Consider the following 18548-nt stretch of genomic DNA (forward strand, 5'->3'; position numbering starts at 1 on the left):
AGGGGCAGAAATATCTGCCCCTTGTTGTATTGCGGCACTATGTGTCGACATTAAAGTATGAGTTTACCGAACCACGTTGCTTGGCTTAAGCACAATCAGAATGCGGCAGTAAAGACTTATCGACATGGTACTCCGTTGCATAGTGGCGGAGTTTACAGTCATTCCCATCAGGACAGCCACAACTCAGGCAACGGCGGGCTTCATTGATCGCTGCCTGGTCTGTGAACCCTTTTTCTACCTCTCTGAAATTGAGGCGGCGCTCTTCCAGTGTCAGTTCCGGCATTCTGGCTCTCAGAATATGCTGCATTGCCTGTGTCAGCGCCTGATCAAGTTGTTCTTGTGTGTCGCCATGAACGATCGAGCGAAGGTCATCTTTGAGCTTTTTAAGATGCTCCGGCCGGATCAGGTGACTTCTGGTGACATTTCTTTCCCGGAAGGATTCGGTATACAGTGTTTCCATATCACCGCCAAGAAAGCGGTCAATACCATATGCCGCTTTACGGCCATCGGCAACAGCTTCGACAGCCGTTGCCGGCCCCCGGCGAAAATCTCCGATTGCAAAAATATTATGTGAGCCGGAGAACATATTGTCTTCATCAACGTCAATGGTTTTATAACGGTTGAGCGGGAGCTCAATATTGTCATTATCGAGGAAGCTGACGTCAGTCTGCTGTGAAATAGCAGATATTACGGTATCAAAAGATTCGGTGATGAATTCACCGGTTGGCTGCGGGCGTCTGCGTCCGGAAGCATCTGGTTCTCCCAACGCCATTTTTTCCAGTTTAACCTGGCAGACCCGGCCATTCTGATCAGCGATATTTTCGACAGGATTAGTCAGAAAATAAAATTGAACCCCTTCATGTTCGGCTTCTTCAATTTCATAATCTTCCGCCGGCATTTCTTCCCGGGAGCGGCGGTAAATGATTGTGGCCTGTGCACCGAGGCGTAGCGCGGTTCGGGCACAGTCAATGGCGGTGTTACCGCCACCGATGACCGCAACGTTGTGACCGACGGAACACCGTTTATCAAGCATATGATCTTTCAGAAAATCGACACCAAGATAGCAGCCGTCGAGATCACTGCCGGGGTATGCCATACCGCTGGCTTGCGATGCACCAATTGCCAGACAAACGGCATCATAATTGTCACTCAGTGCCGAAAGTCGGAAATCCTTGCCGAGTCGCTGTTCGGTCTTGATGGTCATACCATGACGACACATCAACTCAATTTCCTGATCAAGAATTGCTTTGGGCAGCCGGTACTCGGGAATGCCATAGCGAAGCCATCCGCCCGCCTGAGGCATCGCTTCAAATATGGTGACATCATAACCTTCATTTGTCAGGAAATAGCCGCAACTGAGCCCGCCCGGTCCGGCGCCGACAATGGCTATTTTTTTATGTTTCTCTGCTTTTCTTTCTGGCAGATAAGACTGCAACGCCGCCAAATCATGGTCAGCAGCGTGGCGTTTTAACTGGCGGATTGCCAGTGGTTCATCCAATTGTTGTCGCTGACATCCGGATTCACAGAAAGCAGGGCATACCCGGCCAATCGATAATGGCATTGGTAACGTTTTTTTGATGACGGCAATCGCTTGTTGATATTGACCCTGTGCGATGAGCGCCAAATATTGTTGAATATCGACATGGGCAGGACAGGCGGTTTGACAGGGCGGTTCACTACAGATGATATTGGGTTGAGAAAGGATGTCCTGAAGATGTTTTTTTCTGCGCTCTGAGAGGTGGCTGGATGTTGTGGTGATCACCATACCTTCGACGGGCATTTCCTGACATGCAGCGACGACACCGATGCCGTGAATTTCAACCTCACAGAGTTCACAATGTTGATGAATCGCGTCAGCATTATCGGTATCACAGAGTGAAGGCAGGGCAATACCACAGGCTGTTGTCGCACTGAGCAGGGTTTGATTCGGATCGACTGTGTAAGTTGACCCATCGATCATAATGTTCACCATGATGACTCTCCATTGTTCCTGATAACCAGAGTATCTGATCATCAGAGCTTTCTGATATCCAGCTCATAAACAGTGTGATCGTCCTGACGCACTTCTCATTACTTTCAAGGATCCAGTATGACCGAATCAAGCAAGATCTGCTCGTATTTTGGTGTATTTTTGAGATGAGCATCGGTGGTGATGTTTAATTGAAATGAACGGAATTAAATCGATGAATTCAACGAATAATTCACCAACATAATAATATCTACTTGAAATTATTCATCAAATAGACAATAACCACACTGTTAGTCTGTTTTTACGTATGCTATTTCATTTCAATCATGTGCACAAGTATGAATAGGCCGGATGAGCTTATGGATACGATGACTGCCACAAACACTGAATGTTGGTCACATCAAGAGAGAACAGGATTAATTGGCGTAGCCGCTTCCGATAGCCCGGAAAGGCATTTTCAATCCCAGTGCCGGTACCTGTAAGCCAACCCATGCCGGAAATGTATTACTGTTTGGCCCCGGAAACAGATTGTATTCATCTGCCCACGGATAATATTCAATGGCTGCTGTAATCTTAGGGATCAACTGACTCGCTTTTGCGCCCTGGAGCGACAAGACTTTCTCTGGTTTAGCGCCATACCAGTAGCGATCCGGGTGTTTGGTCTGATATTGGGTCAGTACCGGGCGTCCTTGCTTGAGTCGCCAGCCGATCACTTCATAAACCGTATATTCGGGAGCATTTTTCGGTTTCAGGGCAATCCAAGTGTGCACGGCAAACCAGCCGCGCCAGCCGAATGCATCTGCGGCATATACTTCAATCACTGCATCTTTTTCTTGCTCCGGTTCCGGCGCGATACCGGCGGGCTCGCGGCTCGCGGTACGCCAGTCTCCACCACTGCAGCTGATAGCACCGAGTATCACAAATACTATCAAGAGATATCTAAGCATGGTTGAACGTCCTTATACACAATATAACGGATTCTTACGCTACTATAGACAATTCAGGCGCAAAAGACATAACTGGCATATTTTTCGGCAGTCTGCATTGGAATCATTGAAAGGACAGACGCCTGTAGCAATAAGGAAATTCTTGAGGGGACAGACACCCGAAAAGCAACAGGAATTGAAAGAGAAATTGAAAGGACAGACATCCGTTTTTAAATTTAAAGAAATTAAAGGGACAGACACCAGAGCAGTTGAGAGGATAGGCAACAGAAGGGGGCTGTTTGAGGTAACCATGAAAAACGGGCACTGATTTTCAGCGCCCGTTTTGCGTTATGTTATGGGGAATCACTGTTGTATGTGACTGTCGGTTATGAACGCGACACTCGCTGACGGATATCAGCCCTGATGACGAATCAGGTAATCAAATGCCCCCAGACTGGCTTTGGCACCTTCGCCCATGGCAATAATGATCTGCTTATAAGGGACAGTCGTCGCATCTCCGGCAGCAAATACACCTGACATGCTGGTATCGCCCCGACTACCGATTTCGATTTCGCCTCTGGGTGACAGTGTCACATCTGAATCTTTCAACCACTCAGTATTGGGAACCAAACCAATCTGTACGAAAATGCCGGACAATAGTATGGTATGAACTTCATCGGTATGACGATCTTTATACTTCAGGCCGGTTACCCGCTTACCGTCTCCGATGACTTCAGTTGTCTGTGCCATGGTGATGATATCAATGTTCGGCAGAGAATTCGCTTTATCAATCAGCACTTGGTCTGCACGCAGCACATCAGCAAATTCAAGGACCGTTACATGTTCCACGATGCCGGCTAAATCAATGGCAGCTTCAATCCCGGAGTTGCCGCCGCCGATAACGGCGGTTTTCTTGCCTTTAAACAGTGGTCCGTCACAGTGAGGGCAGTAAGCTACCCCTTTATTACGGTATTCGTGTTCTCCGGGAACGTTCATTTCTCTCCAGCGTGCCCCCGGGCTGAGAATGACACTTTTACTTTTAAGTGTCGCACCGCTTTCAAGGTTGATATGAATATAGCCATCGTCGGTATGAGCTGCGCCCATTAAGCGGTCTGCCTGCTGATCGGTAATGACATCGACATCGTATTCTTTCAGATGTTCACCCAGATCGGCTGCCAGTTTGGGCCCTTCGGTTCTTTTGACCGAGATAAAGTTTTCTATCGCCATCGTATCCATGACTTGACCACCGAGACGTTTGGCAACGATTCCGGTGCGGATGCCTTTACGGGCTGCATAAACTGCTGCTGCACCACCAGCCGGGCCGCCACCAACGACCAAAACATCGTATGGATCTTTTTCATTCAGACTGGCGGCTGCTCTTTCGGCGGCGCCATCATCAAGTTTGGTCAAAATTTCTGCCAGTGACATCCGGCCTTGTCCGAATAATTCGCCATTTACGAATACACTTGGCACCGCCAGAATATCACGTTGTTTGACTTCATCCTGAAATAGCGCACCATCGATCATGGTGACTCGGATGTCCGGATTGATCGCTGCCATCATGTTGAACGCCTGAACGACATCGGGACAGTTTTGGCATGAGAGCGAGATGAAGATTTCCACATCCAGTTTTTTATGCAGGTTGGCAATCTGTGTGATGGTTTCGTCTTCAAGTTTCATCGGATGACCGCCCGAATGGAGCAGCGCTAAAACCAATGAGGTAAATTCGTGTCCCATTGGCACACCGGCAAAACGTAATTGTGTGCCTTTTTCCGGATTGGTTACTGCCATAACCGGTTTACGCTCACTGGCTGCATTATCGTGAACCACCGAGACATGGTCGCTTAATGTTGCGATTTCTTCAGCCAGAGAAAGAATTTCTTGAGATGCTTTACTTTCATCTAGACTGACCACTAAGCGGACATCTTCTTTTAAGTTTGTGAGATATTGTTTTAATTGTTGTTTGATCGCTTGGTCTAGCATGTTTGATTACACCTTGTCTTTAGATAAAAACGTCTTTAGATAAAGAGAGTGACCACTCTAGATAATTGGAAGAGGGGAGAGAGCAAGCCGGATGCGTTGGTCGTTTGGTACATCCAGCCCGCTCTCAAATCAGAAAATCCTTAGATTTTGCCGACAAGATCCAGCGAAGGTGCCAGTGTTTCTTCACCTTCTTTCCATTTTGCCGGGCAAACTTCACCTGGGTGTGCTGCAACATATTGAGCTGCTTTCACTTTTCTCAGCAGGTCTTCAGCGTCACGGCCAATGCCTTCAGCAGTGATTTCCATTGCCTGAATCACACCTTCAGGATCAATCAGGAATGTTGCACGGTCTGCAAGACCCTGACCTTCACGCATCACGCCGAAGTTGTTGGTGATGTTACCGGTCTGGTCGCCGACCATGTAATACTGGATTTTACCGATAGTGTCAGAGCTGTCGTGCCATGCTTTGTGAGTGAAGTGTGTGTCAGTTGAGACAGAGAATACTTCAACGCCACGCTCTTGAAGTTCAGCATAATGATCGGCAAGATCACCTAATTCTGTTGGGCAAACAAATGTAAAATCTGCTGGATAGAAGAAAAATACTGCCCACTTACCTTCGACACTTTTTTCTGTGACTTCAACAAATTCACCGTTTTTATAAGCAGTTGCACTAAATGGTTTGATTTTTGTATTGATCATAATATTTTCACTTTCCTTTCAGTTAGTTAGCTTTGCAATATCTTGCCTTCGAGAAGTATATTCGCACTGCCGCAACACAAAATAAAATCACTTGTAGCTATTCATTCAATAGGAAGAATCTATTGTTATAGAAAACAGGATAATTCCTGACTATCACATCCGTGGTCGGGCAGGTTGGTCGTTGAGGCGTTTACATGTGGCTGTAAAAGTCTAATCAACACCACAGAAACCACTTTCTTGACAATGACGAGTCGTGACCGGACTGAATGGTGTCGTATACAAACATCTATGATGAATTCACGCTCGTTAACGTGGCAGGCGCAGTACAATAATAATTCACGTAAGGAGAACAGAATGTGCAATTCCAGTAATCACGGTGTTGTGTATAAAGGACCGGGACAAGTCGCTGTTGAATCAATCGCTTTTCCGGAGTTGGCTTTGGGCAAAAGGAAGTGTAACCATGGCGTGATCCTCAAGGTTCTGACTACCAATATTTGTGGTAGTGACCAGCACATGGTTCGCGGACGGACAACGGCACCGGCGGGGCTGGTTCTGGGTCATGAAATCACGGGGGTGATCCTTGAAAAAGGGGATGACGTCGAATTTCTCAATGTCGGTGATATCGTTTCCGTTCCTTTTAACATTGCCTGCGGCCGCTGTCGTAACTGTAAATCCGGTATGACCGGCATCTGCCTGAATGTCAATCCGGCACGTCCCGGCGCTGCTTATGGTTATGTCGATATGGGCGGCTGGGTCGGTGGTCAGTCAGAGTACGTGATGGTACCGTATGCTGATTTCAATCTGCTGAAATTCCCCGATTCCGATCAGGCGATGGAAAAAATCCGCGATCTGACATTGCTGTCTGACATCTTCCCGACCGGCTTCCACGGTTGTGTGACTGCCGGTGTTGGCCCAGGTTCAACCGTGTATATTGCCGGTGCTGGCCCGGTTGGCCTCGCTGCTGCTGTATCAGCTCAACTGCTGGGTGCTGCGTGTGTGATCGTCGGCGACATGATCGAGGAACGTCTTGAACAGGCGCGGAGCTTTGGCTGTGAAACAATCGACCTGCGTGAAGACGGTGATATGGAAGATAAGCTGGAAGTGATTCTCGGTGAACGCGAAGTTGACTGCTTTGTTGACTGTGTTGGCTTTGAAGCACATGGTTGCGGTTGTGGCGGTCACCAGAAAGAAGCACCTGCGGCAGTGCTGAACTCAGCCATGCAAATCACGCGTGCCGGCGGTCAAATTGGTATTCCGGGGCTGTATGTAACGGATGATCCGGGAGCGACCGATGAAGCCGCAAGAGTTGGAGCGTTGAGTATGCGTTTCGGTCTCGGTTGGGCGAAATCTCATTCATTTCACACCGGTCAGTGTCCTGTCATGAAATATCATCGTTCCCTGATGCAGGCGATTTTGTTTGATAAAGTCAACATAGCCAAAGCGGTGAACGTTCAGCTGATCACATTGGATCAAGCCCCTCAAGGTTATGCTGATTTTGATGGTGGTGCTGCGAAGAAATTCGTGATTGATCCACACGGTAGTGTTGCCGCATAGATTTACTCATCCACCCGATATTCAGCAGATATCAAACGCGCCGGGTTATACAATACCCAGCGCGTTTTTTTGTGCACTTTTTATGGTGGTACTCTTCGTGAGGTGTGTGTCCTTGTAGTGCTCTTTGTTCTTGTAGCGTTAGTGTTGAATACCTCATTTTTTAAGAGGGGATTTAATTGATTAAAATGTTATTTATGATCACAAAATGAACATAATGGTATTGTATTGGTATTGTTATTTGTTATACCATTTTTGTGTACCCTACAGTACTAAGGATAAAAAATGAAAACGACTAATATCAAACTCTCATTCATGATGTTCATTGAATGGTTTATATGGGGCGCTTGGTTCGTCCCGTTATGGCAAATCTTAAATACACATGGTTTTTCACCGACGGAGATTGCTTGGTCATATGCTTGTACTGCAATCGCTGCGATTTTGTCACCGATTCTGGTCGGTTCGATTACAGACCGTTTCTTTCCGGCACAAAAGGTTCTGTCGGTGATGTTACTCTCCGGGGCGGTATTAATGTACCTTGCGGCACAACAAACCGAGTTTGTCACTTTCTTCCCGCTTTTACTTGGTTACTCGCTTACCTATATGCCGACAATTGCGCTGACGAATAGTATTGCGTTCTCCAACGTTGCTGATGTTGAGCGTGATTTCCCACGAATTCGAGTCATGGGAACAATTGGTTGGATTGCTTCAGGGATCGCAATTGGCTTCCTGCCGGGTTGGTTGGGCTATGGTGATATTTCTTCCAGCAATATTCCGCTCATTATTACAGCATTGAGTTCTGCTGCCTTAGGGGTCTTTGCCCTGATGTTGCCAAACACACCGCCGAAGAGTACCGGTAAGTTAGATCTGAAAGTGATGCTTGGTTTGGATGCCATGGTGTTACTGAAAGACAGAAACTTCTTAGCATTCTTTATCTGCTCATTCATGTTCAGTATGCCGCTTGCTTTCTATTACATCTTTGCCAATGGCTTCCTGACAGAAGTGGGGATGACTCACGCGACCGGTTGGATGACGCTTGGTCAGTTTTCCGAAATTTTCTTTATGCTGGCACTCCCTTTCTTTATTAAACGCTTTGGTATTAAAAAGGTATTGTTACTTGGTCTGTTTACCGCAGCGATTCGTTATGGGTTCTTCGCTTATGGGAATGCGGATGCCTGGTACCTGTACTCGCTGCTATTTTTAGGCATCTTATTGCATGGTGTCAGTTACGATTTCTACTTTGTTACGGCTTATATCTACGTAGACAAAAAAGCACCTGCACATATGCGAACCGCTGCTCAGGGGCTGATAACTCTCGGGTGTCAGGGAATTGGTAGCTTACTGGGGTATCGGCTTGGCGGTGTCCTCATGGAAAAAATGTTTGCCTACGACACGCCGCAACATGGTTTGACATTTGACTGGGCAGGGATGTGGAGTTTTGGTGGGATCATGATCGCAGTCATCCTCGCACTGTTTATCTTCTTCTTCCGTGAACCGGACGGAGAGATCAAACCGATTCCTCTTGCGTCTCAGCAAGAGAACACAGACGGACAGAAGAAAGCACAAGCTTAATTTCAACCCTGCTCAGTATGTTTAATCTTACTTACTGAGCAGGCAATTTAATCTAATTTTGGTAAGTAAAATGACAATCACAAAACAAGACAGAATCCTCGGCACTTTTTATGGTCAAGCACTTGGTGATTCAATGGGAATGCCTTCAGAGTTATGGCCCCGTCATCGAGTAAAAGCTCATTTTGGTTGGATCGACCGCTTTTTGGATGGTCCACAAGAAAATAATGCAGCGTGCTATTTTACCGCCTGCCAGTTTACGGATGATACATCAATGGCGTTAGCGCTGGCTGATGCCATTATTGCGTGTGATGGCAACATTGTTCCAGAAGTGATTGCCCGCAATGTCTTAACCTGGGCTGAGGGATTTGATGCATTTAACAAGAATATCTTCGGTCCCAGCTCTAAAGCCGCGATGCGTGCAATTAAAGAAGGCACACCAATCGACGCGCTTGAAAATAATGGTGTGACCAATGGTGCAGCCATGCGTGTCTCTCCAATGGGATGCCTGTTACCTGCGATAAACTTAGATGACTTTATCGAACAAGTGGCGCTTGCTTCCAGTCCGACACACAAATCTGATGTCGCGATTGCAGGGGCTGTTGTGATTGCATGGGCTGTTTCAAAAGCAATTGATGGTCACAGTTGGTCTGCAATCAAAGATCAACTGCCGGCTATCGCATTGGCAGCACAAACAAAACAGATCACGACGTTCAGTGCATCGATGGCATCTCGTATCGAACTGGCATTGAGTGTGGCGTGTGAACCCGGTGGTATTGAAACGCGCATGGACAAAGTCTACAACTTAGTCGGTGCCGGTGTCAGTACAATTGAGTCTGTCCCTGCAGCGATTGCAATGGTTGAGATGGCCGAGACCGACCCGAATCGGTGTGCGATTTTATGTGCCAACCTTGGTGGGGATACCGATACGATTGGTGCGATGGCAACCGCCATCTGTGGTGCTTTGAACGGTGTGCAAGCAATCAATGTGTCATTAAAGCGGCAGCTGGATCAGAAAAATCAGCTCGATTTTGATCAATATGCCCGTCAATTCCTTTCTCTGAGAGCAATAAAGGAGCAGGATGATGCCTCATAACGCATTAATACAATTGGTGCCGACCCTCAGCAACCAACGTCAGCTATGCCTGCTCGGGGCTGCGGTGATCGACATTGTGACCGAAACGCCAAACTTACCGAAGCGTGGCGAAGATATCGAAATTCAGGAGAAAGGGATTCATGTCGGTGGGTGTGCGCTCAATATCGCGATCGCGATCCAAAGACTCGGACTCCAATCGGTGAATGCGCTACCGATCGGTCATGGGCGATGGGCGGAGCTGATTCGTCAGGCAATGGCAGACAAAGGTTTGAGCAGTTGTCTTGAAGATCATAGCGGTGATAATGGATGGTGTCTTGCCCTCGTTGAGCCGGATGGAGAACGGACATTTCTCTCTGTCAGTGGTGTTGAGAACCACTGGAGCAAGAACAATCTCAATCAACTGCCACTCGATAAAGATGCAATCATTTATTTATCTGGCTATCAGTTGGCGTCTGCATCGGGTGAAGAAATCATTTCTTGGTTAGAAACCTTACCCGATACCAACCTGCTGTTTATCGACTTCGGACCGAGAATCGCTGACATTAATGCGGTGCTTCTGGAGCGTTTGTTAGCGCTCAAACCTATTGTTTCTTTAAACCGACAAGAAGCGCAACGGTTGGGGATGCAAGATAGTCGGCGGTTTATCGAACAATGGTTTTCGCGTTACGGTTGTCCGCTGATTTTGCGTATTGACAGCGACGGAGCGTTCTTCAATAACGGTGAATTGTGCGGTACAGTCGCACCGTTTCCGGCTAAAGTCGTTGACACCATCGGTGCCGGTGACTCTCATGCCGGCGGTGTTTTGGCTGGCTTAAGTTCAGGCTGGGATCTTGCTGATGCCGTCTTATTGGGCAATGCTGTGGCATCTTATGTGGTCAGCCATGAAGGGGGAGACTGTGCGCCAAGTGTCGAGCAAATTACAAAGTATTTGCGTGCATATGATCCGCATTGATTTGTGGTGTCTGGTTCGGGAAGTAAGCTCACGCTTAGAATCTCAAAACGTAATCAATCAATAAACTAAAACTGAGAGCTAGATCACCTCAAATTTAGCTCTTCATCTCACGTCTATGTACCCATTGATAATATCCGTTATACTGGCTGCATTACTGATAAAAATTAGAACCTTATGACAACGTACCAGTCTCTTATCGACCTTATCCAAACTCGTATTGAGCAGCAGGATAAATCTCCGCTCTATCTCAAGATTGCAGAGTCCGTTAAACATGCGATGCAACAGCATATCCTGAAAGGTGGCGACTTTATCCCGACTGAGCGAGAGTTTGGTGAATTACTTGGGGTATCAAGGATTACGGTAAGAAAAGCGTTGGATTTACTGGATAAAGACGGGGTGATTGTACGTTCTCGAGGTTTGGGAACCATGATCAGTGAAACAGTTGAATACTCAGGGAAGACAGCAACCAGTTTTTCTCAGCAAGTTGTGTTAACCGGGAAAAAACCGGACACGTTATGGATTAAAAAAGATACAGTGCCTTGCTCTGCCGACATTGCAAAAACCTTGAATCTTAAGCAAGGTGAACAAGTGTTTCTGCTAAAGCGTGTGCGTTATATTGATGAACAAGCCGTCTCTATCGAAGAGTCTTACGTCCCATCAGCGTTGATTCATGACCCCGATGAAATCCAGTTGTCACTTTACGACTATTTTCAAAGTCAGAATATTACACCTTCCCGAACTCAAAGCCGGGTGTCAGCCAAAATGCCAACCGAAGAATCACTTGAGAAGCTCAACATCGATGAACATACCCCCGTACTATTGATTGAGCAGACGGCATTCGATAACACTGGCCGACCGATTGAGTACAGTATTAACCATTGTCGTGGCGATTTGTATGTGTTTGTCAGCGAATAGAGGTTGTGAGTTGTACAAATTGTAATAGCCAGCAATATAATTGCTGGCTATTGGCATTACATAGACGGGGCTGACTACGCTGTGGCGAACTTGTAAGTACGATAGCCACCGATGAGATTACGTGCTCTGAAGCCATTGTTGACCAGTTGCCGATAGGCAACGTTACCGCGTAACCCAACTTGACAGTAAATAATGATTTCTTTGTCTTTCGGTAATTCATTCAGGCGTTGACGTAGCTGATCCACCGGAATATTAATGGCACCTTCCAGATAACCGTTTTGTAATTCACCGGGATTACGGACATCCAGTAACAACTGCTCGTCAGTGAGGTGATCAATTTCGTCAAAGTGAATTGCCGTAGAATCGCCTTTGATCAGGTTGTTTGCCACAAATGCTGCTTGGTTAATCACATCCTTCGCACTTCCGTATGGCGGCGCGTAAGTCAGCTCAAGGTGTTGTAGTTGTTCAACTGTCATTCCGGCACGCTGGGCCACCGCCATCACATCAATACGTTTATCGACACCGTCTTTCCCGACCGCTTGCGCACCGAAAATCTGGCCTGATTTTGGATCGAACAGCATTTTGAACGATACCACTTCAGCGCCCGGGTAGTAGCTGGCGTGACTTGCTGTGTGGACATACACTTTTTGGTACGCAACGCCTTCACGTTTGAGCTGTTTCTCGTTCTTACCGGTTGAAGCCACGGCTAAGTCAAAGATCTTACAAATCGCAGTACCTTGAGTCCCCTGATAAGTTTCACTCCGACCAAGCATGTTATCTGCTGCCATTCGACCTTGGCGGTTGGCCGGCCCCGCTAAAGGAACCAATGTTTGTTTGCCAGTGACGAAGTCTTTATCTTCGATGGCATCACCGACTGCGTAGATTGATGGATCGCTGGTTTGCATATATTCATTGGTATAAATACCACCAAGTTCACCGATTTGCAGACCCGCTTCTGATGCCAGTTTGGTTTCAGGACGAACACCGATCGCCATGATGAGGATATCAGTTGTGAGCGTGTCGCCATCACTTAGTATTAGCTCAAGTTCGCCATTCACGTGTTGGTGCTCTGTTTGACCGGAATCCATGCTCGCCAATGATGTTGTTGGTTTGAATTCTACTGATTTCAGCGCGGTAGACAGGCGTAAATCGATGCCTTTTGCTTTGATCTCTGCGTGAACAAACCCTGCCATTTCTCGGTCAACGGGCGTCATTACTTGGTCGGCCATCTCTAACAGCGTGGTTTTAATTCCAAGCTGATGGAAAGCTTCCATCATTTCCAAACCGATAAAGCCACCGCCTACAACAGTAGCGTGGTCAACTTGGTTGGTGTGAATGGTTTGGAGGATGTTATCCATATCCGGGATATTGCGTAGTGAATGCGTTAACGGGTTATCTAAACCTGGAATTGGCGGAACAACCGGTCCTGCTCCCGGGCTTAGAAGGAGAAAATCATAGCTTTCCGTGTATTCACTTTGGTCTGGCAGATGACGAACCGTGATGGTTTTCTCTTCACGGTTGATACGAAGCACCTCACTCATAACGCGGACATCTACGTTAAAGCGTGCGAGGAAACTTTCTGGTGTTTGTAGCAGCAGTTTACTGCGTTCTTTGATTTCACCACCAATATGATAGGGCAATCCACAATTGGCAAAAGAGATGAACGGACCACGTTCGAACATCAGGATTTGTGCTGTTTCACTGAGACGACGAGCGCGGGCGGCTGCCGAAGCGCCGCCGGCAACACCACCGATAATTACAATTTTTGTCATAAGTAAGCCTTTTCACGTTTGCGACTGATACTACGCTTTTAATCCGAATTTTTTGAGAATGAATGCCGCCGGACAAATACCGGTCAACGCACTTTGAATGAGGTTGAGTCCGACAAAAACAGTCAACCAGACAAAATAGGGATGGACAAAATAAGTCAAAATAACGGATAGCAATACCATGCTTCCGGCCATGATTCGAACGCCATTTTCAATAGTCATGACATACTCCTTGTGGGGATTTCTTGTGATGGTCACTCTATAAGTGACCATCAATCTAAAAGAGACTATAGATCTAAAAATTAGTGAAGTCTAATTTAATATAGTCTAATATTTGTATTTCTAAATAAGATTTATCTAATATAATAAACATAGAAATCTTTTTTTCGTGGAGTGTTCATGCAAGTCAACCATGATCTTAACCAAGTCACTGAGATTGAGCGCATCAAAGCCCATGCTCAGGAGGCGGCTGATTTTTTGAAAATGATGGCACACCCTGAGCGATTAATGGTTTTATGCCAACTGATACAGGGAGAGGTCGGGGTCGGACAACTCCAACGGAATTCGACCCTGAGTCAGTCCGCACTCTCTCAGCATTTGACGGTGCTGCGTAAACATCATTTAGTCGCGTGTCGTAAATCCTCACAGCAGGTGTTTTATTCACTGGCTGATAGCCGGTCTGCACAGATCATTGTCAATTTGCAGATGCTGTTTTGTGAAGCACCCGAGTCAGAGCGCCATCAACGGAAATAACAACAAGAGGTTCGCCAAAGGAGGGGAATCTGATGAAGCAGTACATACGACAATTAGCCTTTATCTTAGCGGGACAGACGCTTTTAGGTGGACAAGTCTTCGCAGGACAGACGGTTTTGGAGGCACAGGCAGGAAAATCGTTAGCGGGACAGACACTAACAGTCGCGCGTCAAACGATACCGGAGCAAGTCACATTCGATGGGATTGTGCAGCCTGTCAATCAAGGGACAGTTGCAGCTCAGACTTCCGGGCGAGTTGTGGGCATGTACGTGGATGTGAATGATGTCGTGCAGCAAGGTGATGTGTTACTTGATATCAGTGCGACCCAACAAACCGCGTCTTACGATGCTGCGATGGCGCAACTGAATCAGGCCGTTGCTCAGAATAACGAAGCTCAGACACAGGTAAAGCGCTTTCGACAGTTAATTTCACGAGGTGCGGTTTCTCAAGGGCAGCTCGATAGTGCAGAAGCGCGTGCCCGAACTACGTCTGCGGCTGTTCAGGCCGCCAAGGCCGCGGTGGTGCAGGCGAAAGATGCATTAGGCTATACCAGTATTAAAGCGCCTTATGCCGGGATTGTAACTCAGCGTCATGTTGAGTTGGGAGAAACGGTTACGCCCGGAATGCCGTTATTGAGTGGTTATGGGATGTCACCGTTGCGGGTCGAATTTCAAATGCCGCAGCGATATCGTGCTTTGGTGACACAGGCGCAACAGTTTTCAATTGAATTACCGGATGGGCAGGTATTACAGCCAAGTCAGTATACGTTATTCCGTTATGCCGATCCGCAATCTCATACGTTTACGATTCGCTTAAGATTACCGGAGACGAGCGACGCTGAACTTGCGCCCGGGATGTGGGTGAAAGCGTCATTCCATACCGGGGACAGACAGGTTGTGCTGGTACCGAAAACTGCGGTGATCAGAAGAGGAGAGCTGAGTGCCGTGTTTCGTGTGAAGGGTGAGGAAAAAACACAGCGACTGAATCCGGTCCGGATCGGGCAGGACTATGGTGATTCGGTTGAAATTTTATCCGGACTGGAAATCGGGGATCAGATTGTAACCCATGCATTTCCTATCGATGCACAGTAAGAGGGGCGCATAATGGAAAAAAAACTGGGCATTTCCGGGCGGATTGCCGCACTGTTTCAACACTCGGCTATAACCCCGTTGTTAGCGTTGGTTGGGTTACTCATGGGCGTGTTTGCTGTGCTGGTCACTCCGAAAGAGGAGGAGCCGCAAATTGATGTGACTTTTGCCGATATTTATATCCCTTTTCCCGGTGCTTCTCCGGCGGAAGTCGAACATTTGGTCACCAACCCGGCAGAGCAAATTATCTCCGAGATTCAGGGCATTGATAATATCTATTCTTTTTCACAACCGGACGGTGCCCTGATTGTTGCGATTTTTAAAGTGGGTGTGTCGCGCAATGATGCAGTGGTGAGAACCTATAATAAACTGTATTCGAATAAAGACTGGATGCCGAGTGGTGTTGGTGTCGGTGAGCCGGTGATCAAACCGCGAGGCATTGAAGATGTGCCAATTGTCAGCCTGACCCTCAGTAATCCCGACGGTCAGATGACGCAACAACAACTGACGGAAGTGGCACATGGTCTCGAAACAGCGCTGAAAACCATTGACGGAACTCGGGATATTTATACCGTCGGGGGACATGACATGATTGTTGATGTCCGGCTCGATCCGGTGCGGATGAATAGTTTTGGTATCACTATTGATCAACTGAATCAGGTATTTCAGTCTGCTAACGTCCATTCCCCGCTGTTGAGCATTACCGATCAGAATCAAGCAATTCCGGTCCGCATCGGGCAATTTCTCCATCACGTGGCGGATGTCAGACAACTTTTGGTCGGAATGTATCATCAGGCACCGGTCTATCTGAGTGATATTGCCACTGTAAACTTAGGTGCCAATACCCCGACTCAGCATGTTTGGACCAGTGATAAATCGACGTTGATCCCAGCCGTGACTATCGCCATTGCGAAAAAATCCGGGGAAAATGCGGTGGCGGTTGCTCGGGATGTAGAAGCGCGATTGCAGGTACTGAAGAACCAGTTGATCCCCGCGGAAGTGAAAGTCGATGTGACGCGTAACTACGGCAGTACGGCTGCGGAAAAGAGCCATACTTTGATTGGTAAACTGATGTTTGCCACCGGTGCGGTGGTCATCCTTGTGCTGATCACGATGGGATGGCGAGAAGCCATTGTGGTTGGTATAGCGGTGATGATTACCCTGATGATGACGCTGTTTGCCTCATGGGCATGGGGGTTTACCATCAACCGAGTCTCTCTGTTTGCGTTGATCTTTTCCATCGGTATTTTAGTTGATGATGCCATTGTGGTGGTGGAAAACATTCATCGCCATATGGCATTAAAAGGTCAGCGGTTTTCGTTACCTGATGCCGTCGATGAAGTCGGGGGGCCGACGATTCTGGCAACGTTTACCGTGATCGCAGCGCTATTACCAATGGCGTTTGTCACCGGGTTAATGGGGCCGTATATGAGCCCGATTCCGATCAATGCATCGATGGGGATGTTTATCTCGTTGGCTGTCGCGTTTGTGTTAACCCCTTGGTTAGCCGTGAAATTACTGCGCAATCAGTCTCATTCCCAGCCAAAAGAACCGAGTCAGGCAATTGTACAGCGGATCATGGCACCTTTTGTGTTATCACCCCGTCAACGGCGGAATCGCTGGTTACTCGGTGGCGGGATCGTGATGCTGATTATCGGTTCACTATTGCTTCCTGTTTATCAGGCCGTGGTTCTGAAAATGTTGCCGTTTGATAATAAATCTGAATTTCAGGTGATACTGGATATGCCGGATGACACATCGTTGGAACGCACGCAACGGGTGCTATTCGACATGGCGACCGTGCTTGATCAGTCTCCTGAAGTGCATGATTATCAAATTTATGCCGGGACTGCGGCACCGATGAACTTTAATGGTCTGGTCCGGCATTATTTTACCCGCTCTGGCTCTTATCAGGGGGATATTCAGGTGAATTTGTTGCCCAAGGGTGCGCGGGATAAAGACAGCCATCAGATTGCCGGTGAACTCCGGCCAAAGCTGGTGGCGGTTGCCCGTGCATTTGGCGGCAAAGTGAAAGTGGTTGAAGTACCACCGGGCCCGCCGGTTTGGTCTCCGATTTTAGCGGAAGTCTACGGGCCGACTGAAGCGGTGCGTTCAAAAGCTGCGCGTCAGATTCGTCACTTATTCCAAACCAGTGCCGATATTGTCGATGTGGATATTTATCTGCCTGAGCCGCATCAACAGTGGCAGGTGATGATCGATCGTCATAAAGCGGCTCTCGTTCAAGTACCTTATGCCTCGATTGTTCAGACGCTGGCGACCGCAATTGGTGGTCAGCCTGTCAGCTATTTGCACACAGATTATAGTAAGTATCCGGTTCCGATTCAGCTTCAGGCGAGCGAAGGGGATAAGGCAAATCTGTCACAACTGCTTGAAATGCGAGTCACCAGTCAGAACGGGATCGCGTATCCATTGTCTGATTTGGTTCGGGTGCATCAGGTCACCGCAGATGATTATATCATGCATAAGAATCTAATCCCGATGGTAATGGTGGTCGGTGATATGTCCGGTCGCACGGACAGCCCACTCTATGGCATGTTTGAGATCGCCAGTCGGATGAAAACGCTGCCATTTCCGGTTGAGCAAAACTACATCCATCAACCCTCGGGGCTCAGTCAGGTTGCGGTGTTGTGGGATGGTGAGTGGAAAATTACCTACGAAACTTTTCGTGATATGGGGATTGCCTATGCTGTCGGTATGATCTTGATCTATCTGTTGGTTGTGGCGCATTTTAAATCTTACCTGACACCGCTGATTATCATGTCTCCGATTCCATTGACGATGATTGGTGTGATGCCGGGACATGCACTTCTGCAGGCACAATTTACGGCAACCTCAATGATCGGCATGATTGCGTTAGCCGGAATCATTGTGCGGAACTCGATTTTGCTGGTGGACTTTATCCGTCAGGAGCACGCGCAGGGAATGGTTTTTTCTGAAGCCGTGATCAATTCTGTCAGAGTGCGGGCAAAACCGATTTTGTTGACTGCGTTAGCAGCAATGATTGGCTCACTGTTTATTCTCGATGATCCGATCTTTAACGGGTTGGCGATCAGTTTGATTTTCGGGGTTTTTGTGTCCACATTACTGACACTGGTTGTGATTCCGGTGCTGTATTTTGCCGTGATGAAGAATCGTCTTGAATGAAAAATCTACCTTGGTAGCGAAAAAAATTCCATTTTCAGCGATGTACTTCAATAAATGAGATCTGCTGATAATAATCGTGTTTATCTTATCCATTCACTGTGCTTTGTTGATCCT

At 47.5% G+C, this 18548-nt stretch carries 14 protein-coding genes; 8 read left to right on the plus strand and 6 right to left on the minus strand.

Annotated features, from left to right (window positions below):
- Positions 1-85: 85 nt before the first annotated feature.
- From VR7878_RS00560 to ahpC, 4 genes are all read right to left on the minus strand, one after another.
- On the minus strand, positions 86-1972 hold the full coding sequence (locus VR7878_RS00560; RefSeq protein ID WP_077332426.1) for an FAD-dependent oxidoreductase: 1887 nt from the start codon (positions 1970-1972) through the stop codon (positions 86-88).
- A 413-nt stretch (positions 1973-2385) separates the two neighbouring features.
- Positions 2386-2916, minus strand: a complete 531-nt coding sequence (locus VR7878_RS00565) for a DUF3750 domain-containing protein (protein ID WP_077332428.1) — start codon at positions 2914-2916, stop codon at positions 2386-2388.
- A gap of 393 nt (positions 2917-3309) precedes the next feature.
- Positions 3310-4878: an alkyl hydroperoxide reductase subunit F gene (gene ahpF, locus VR7878_RS00575; protein ID WP_077332432.1), complete on the minus strand. Its 1569-nt coding sequence runs from the start codon at positions 4876-4878 to the stop codon at positions 3310-3312.
- A 140-nt stretch (positions 4879-5018) separates the two neighbouring features.
- Positions 5019-5576 (minus strand): alkyl hydroperoxide reductase subunit C, encoded by a 558-nt coding sequence (ahpC, locus tag VR7878_RS00580; protein ID WP_038184980.1) that lies wholly within the window; start codon positions 5574-5576, stop codon positions 5019-5021.
- Positions 5577-5930: 354 nt separating this feature from the next.
- Between ahpC and fdhA the strand changes: the two genes are divergently transcribed.
- The 5 genes from fdhA to VR7878_RS00605 all read left to right on the plus strand — a co-directional run bounded on the left by fdhA (position 5931) and on the right by VR7878_RS00605 (position 11659).
- Entirely contained in the window at positions 5931-7130 is a 1200-nt protein-coding gene (gene fdhA, locus VR7878_RS00585) for a formaldehyde dehydrogenase, glutathione-independent (RefSeq protein ID WP_077332434.1), read from the plus strand.
- A 282-nt stretch (positions 7131-7412) separates the two neighbouring features.
- Complete coding sequence (locus tag VR7878_RS00590) at positions 7413-8699, plus strand: nucleoside permease (protein WP_077332436.1); 1287 nt, start codon at positions 7413-7415, stop codon at positions 8697-8699.
- A gap of 70 nt (positions 8700-8769) precedes the next feature.
- On the plus strand, positions 8770-9792 hold the full coding sequence (locus tag VR7878_RS00595) for an ADP-ribosylglycohydrolase family protein (protein WP_077332438.1): 1023 nt from the start codon (positions 8770-8772) through the stop codon (positions 9790-9792).
- The gene (locus tag VR7878_RS00600) at positions 9779-10744 is read left to right on the plus strand and encodes a PfkB family carbohydrate kinase (RefSeq protein ID WP_235862820.1); all 966 of its coding nucleotides are present in this window, start codon (positions 9779-9781) and stop codon (positions 10742-10744) included. Before VR7878_RS00595 ends, VR7878_RS00600 begins: the two co-directional genes overlap by 14 nt.
- Positions 10745-10918: 174 nt before the next feature.
- The gene (locus tag VR7878_RS00605; protein ID WP_077332442.1) at positions 10919-11659 is read left to right on the plus strand and encodes a GntR family transcriptional regulator; all 741 of its coding nucleotides are present in this window, start codon (positions 10919-10921) and stop codon (positions 11657-11659) included.
- A gap of 74 nt (positions 11660-11733) precedes the next feature.
- Here the strand turns inward: VR7878_RS00605 and VR7878_RS00610 are convergent, their stop codons facing one another.
- Together VR7878_RS00610 and VR7878_RS00615 are read right to left on the minus strand one after the other, a co-directional pair.
- Entirely contained in the window at positions 11734-13431 is a 1698-nt protein-coding gene (locus VR7878_RS00610) for an FAD-dependent oxidoreductase (protein WP_077332444.1), read from the minus strand.
- A 30-nt stretch (positions 13432-13461) separates the two neighbouring features.
- Complete coding sequence (locus tag VR7878_RS00615) at positions 13462-13650, minus strand: YgaP family membrane protein (RefSeq protein ID WP_077332446.1); 189 nt, start codon at positions 13648-13650, stop codon at positions 13462-13464.
- A 177-nt stretch (positions 13651-13827) separates the two neighbouring features.
- On the opposite strand from VR7878_RS00615, the gene VR7878_RS00620 reads away from it, so the two are divergent.
- From VR7878_RS00620 to VR7878_RS00630, 3 genes are read left to right on the plus strand one after another with little or no spacing between them, the layout of a single operon-like run.
- A complete protein-coding gene (locus tag VR7878_RS00620) occupies positions 13828-14181 on the plus strand; it encodes an ArsR/SmtB family transcription factor (RefSeq protein WP_077332448.1) in 354 nt (117 codons plus the stop codon).
- 32 nt (positions 14182-14213) lie between these two features.
- The gene (locus VR7878_RS00625; protein ID WP_077332450.1) at positions 14214-15272 is read left to right on the plus strand and encodes an efflux RND transporter periplasmic adaptor subunit; all 1059 of its coding nucleotides are present in this window, start codon (positions 14214-14216) and stop codon (positions 15270-15272) included.
- A gap of 12 nt (positions 15273-15284) precedes the next feature.
- Entirely contained in the window at positions 15285-18434 is a 3150-nt protein-coding gene (locus VR7878_RS00630) for an efflux RND transporter permease subunit (RefSeq protein WP_077332452.1), read from the plus strand.
- Positions 18435-18548: the final 114 nt, after the last annotated feature.

Source organism: Vibrio ruber DSM 16370 (assembly GCF_900163965.1).
Taxonomy (GTDB): domain Bacteria; phylum Pseudomonadota; class Gammaproteobacteria; order Enterobacterales; family Vibrionaceae; genus Vibrio; species Vibrio ruber.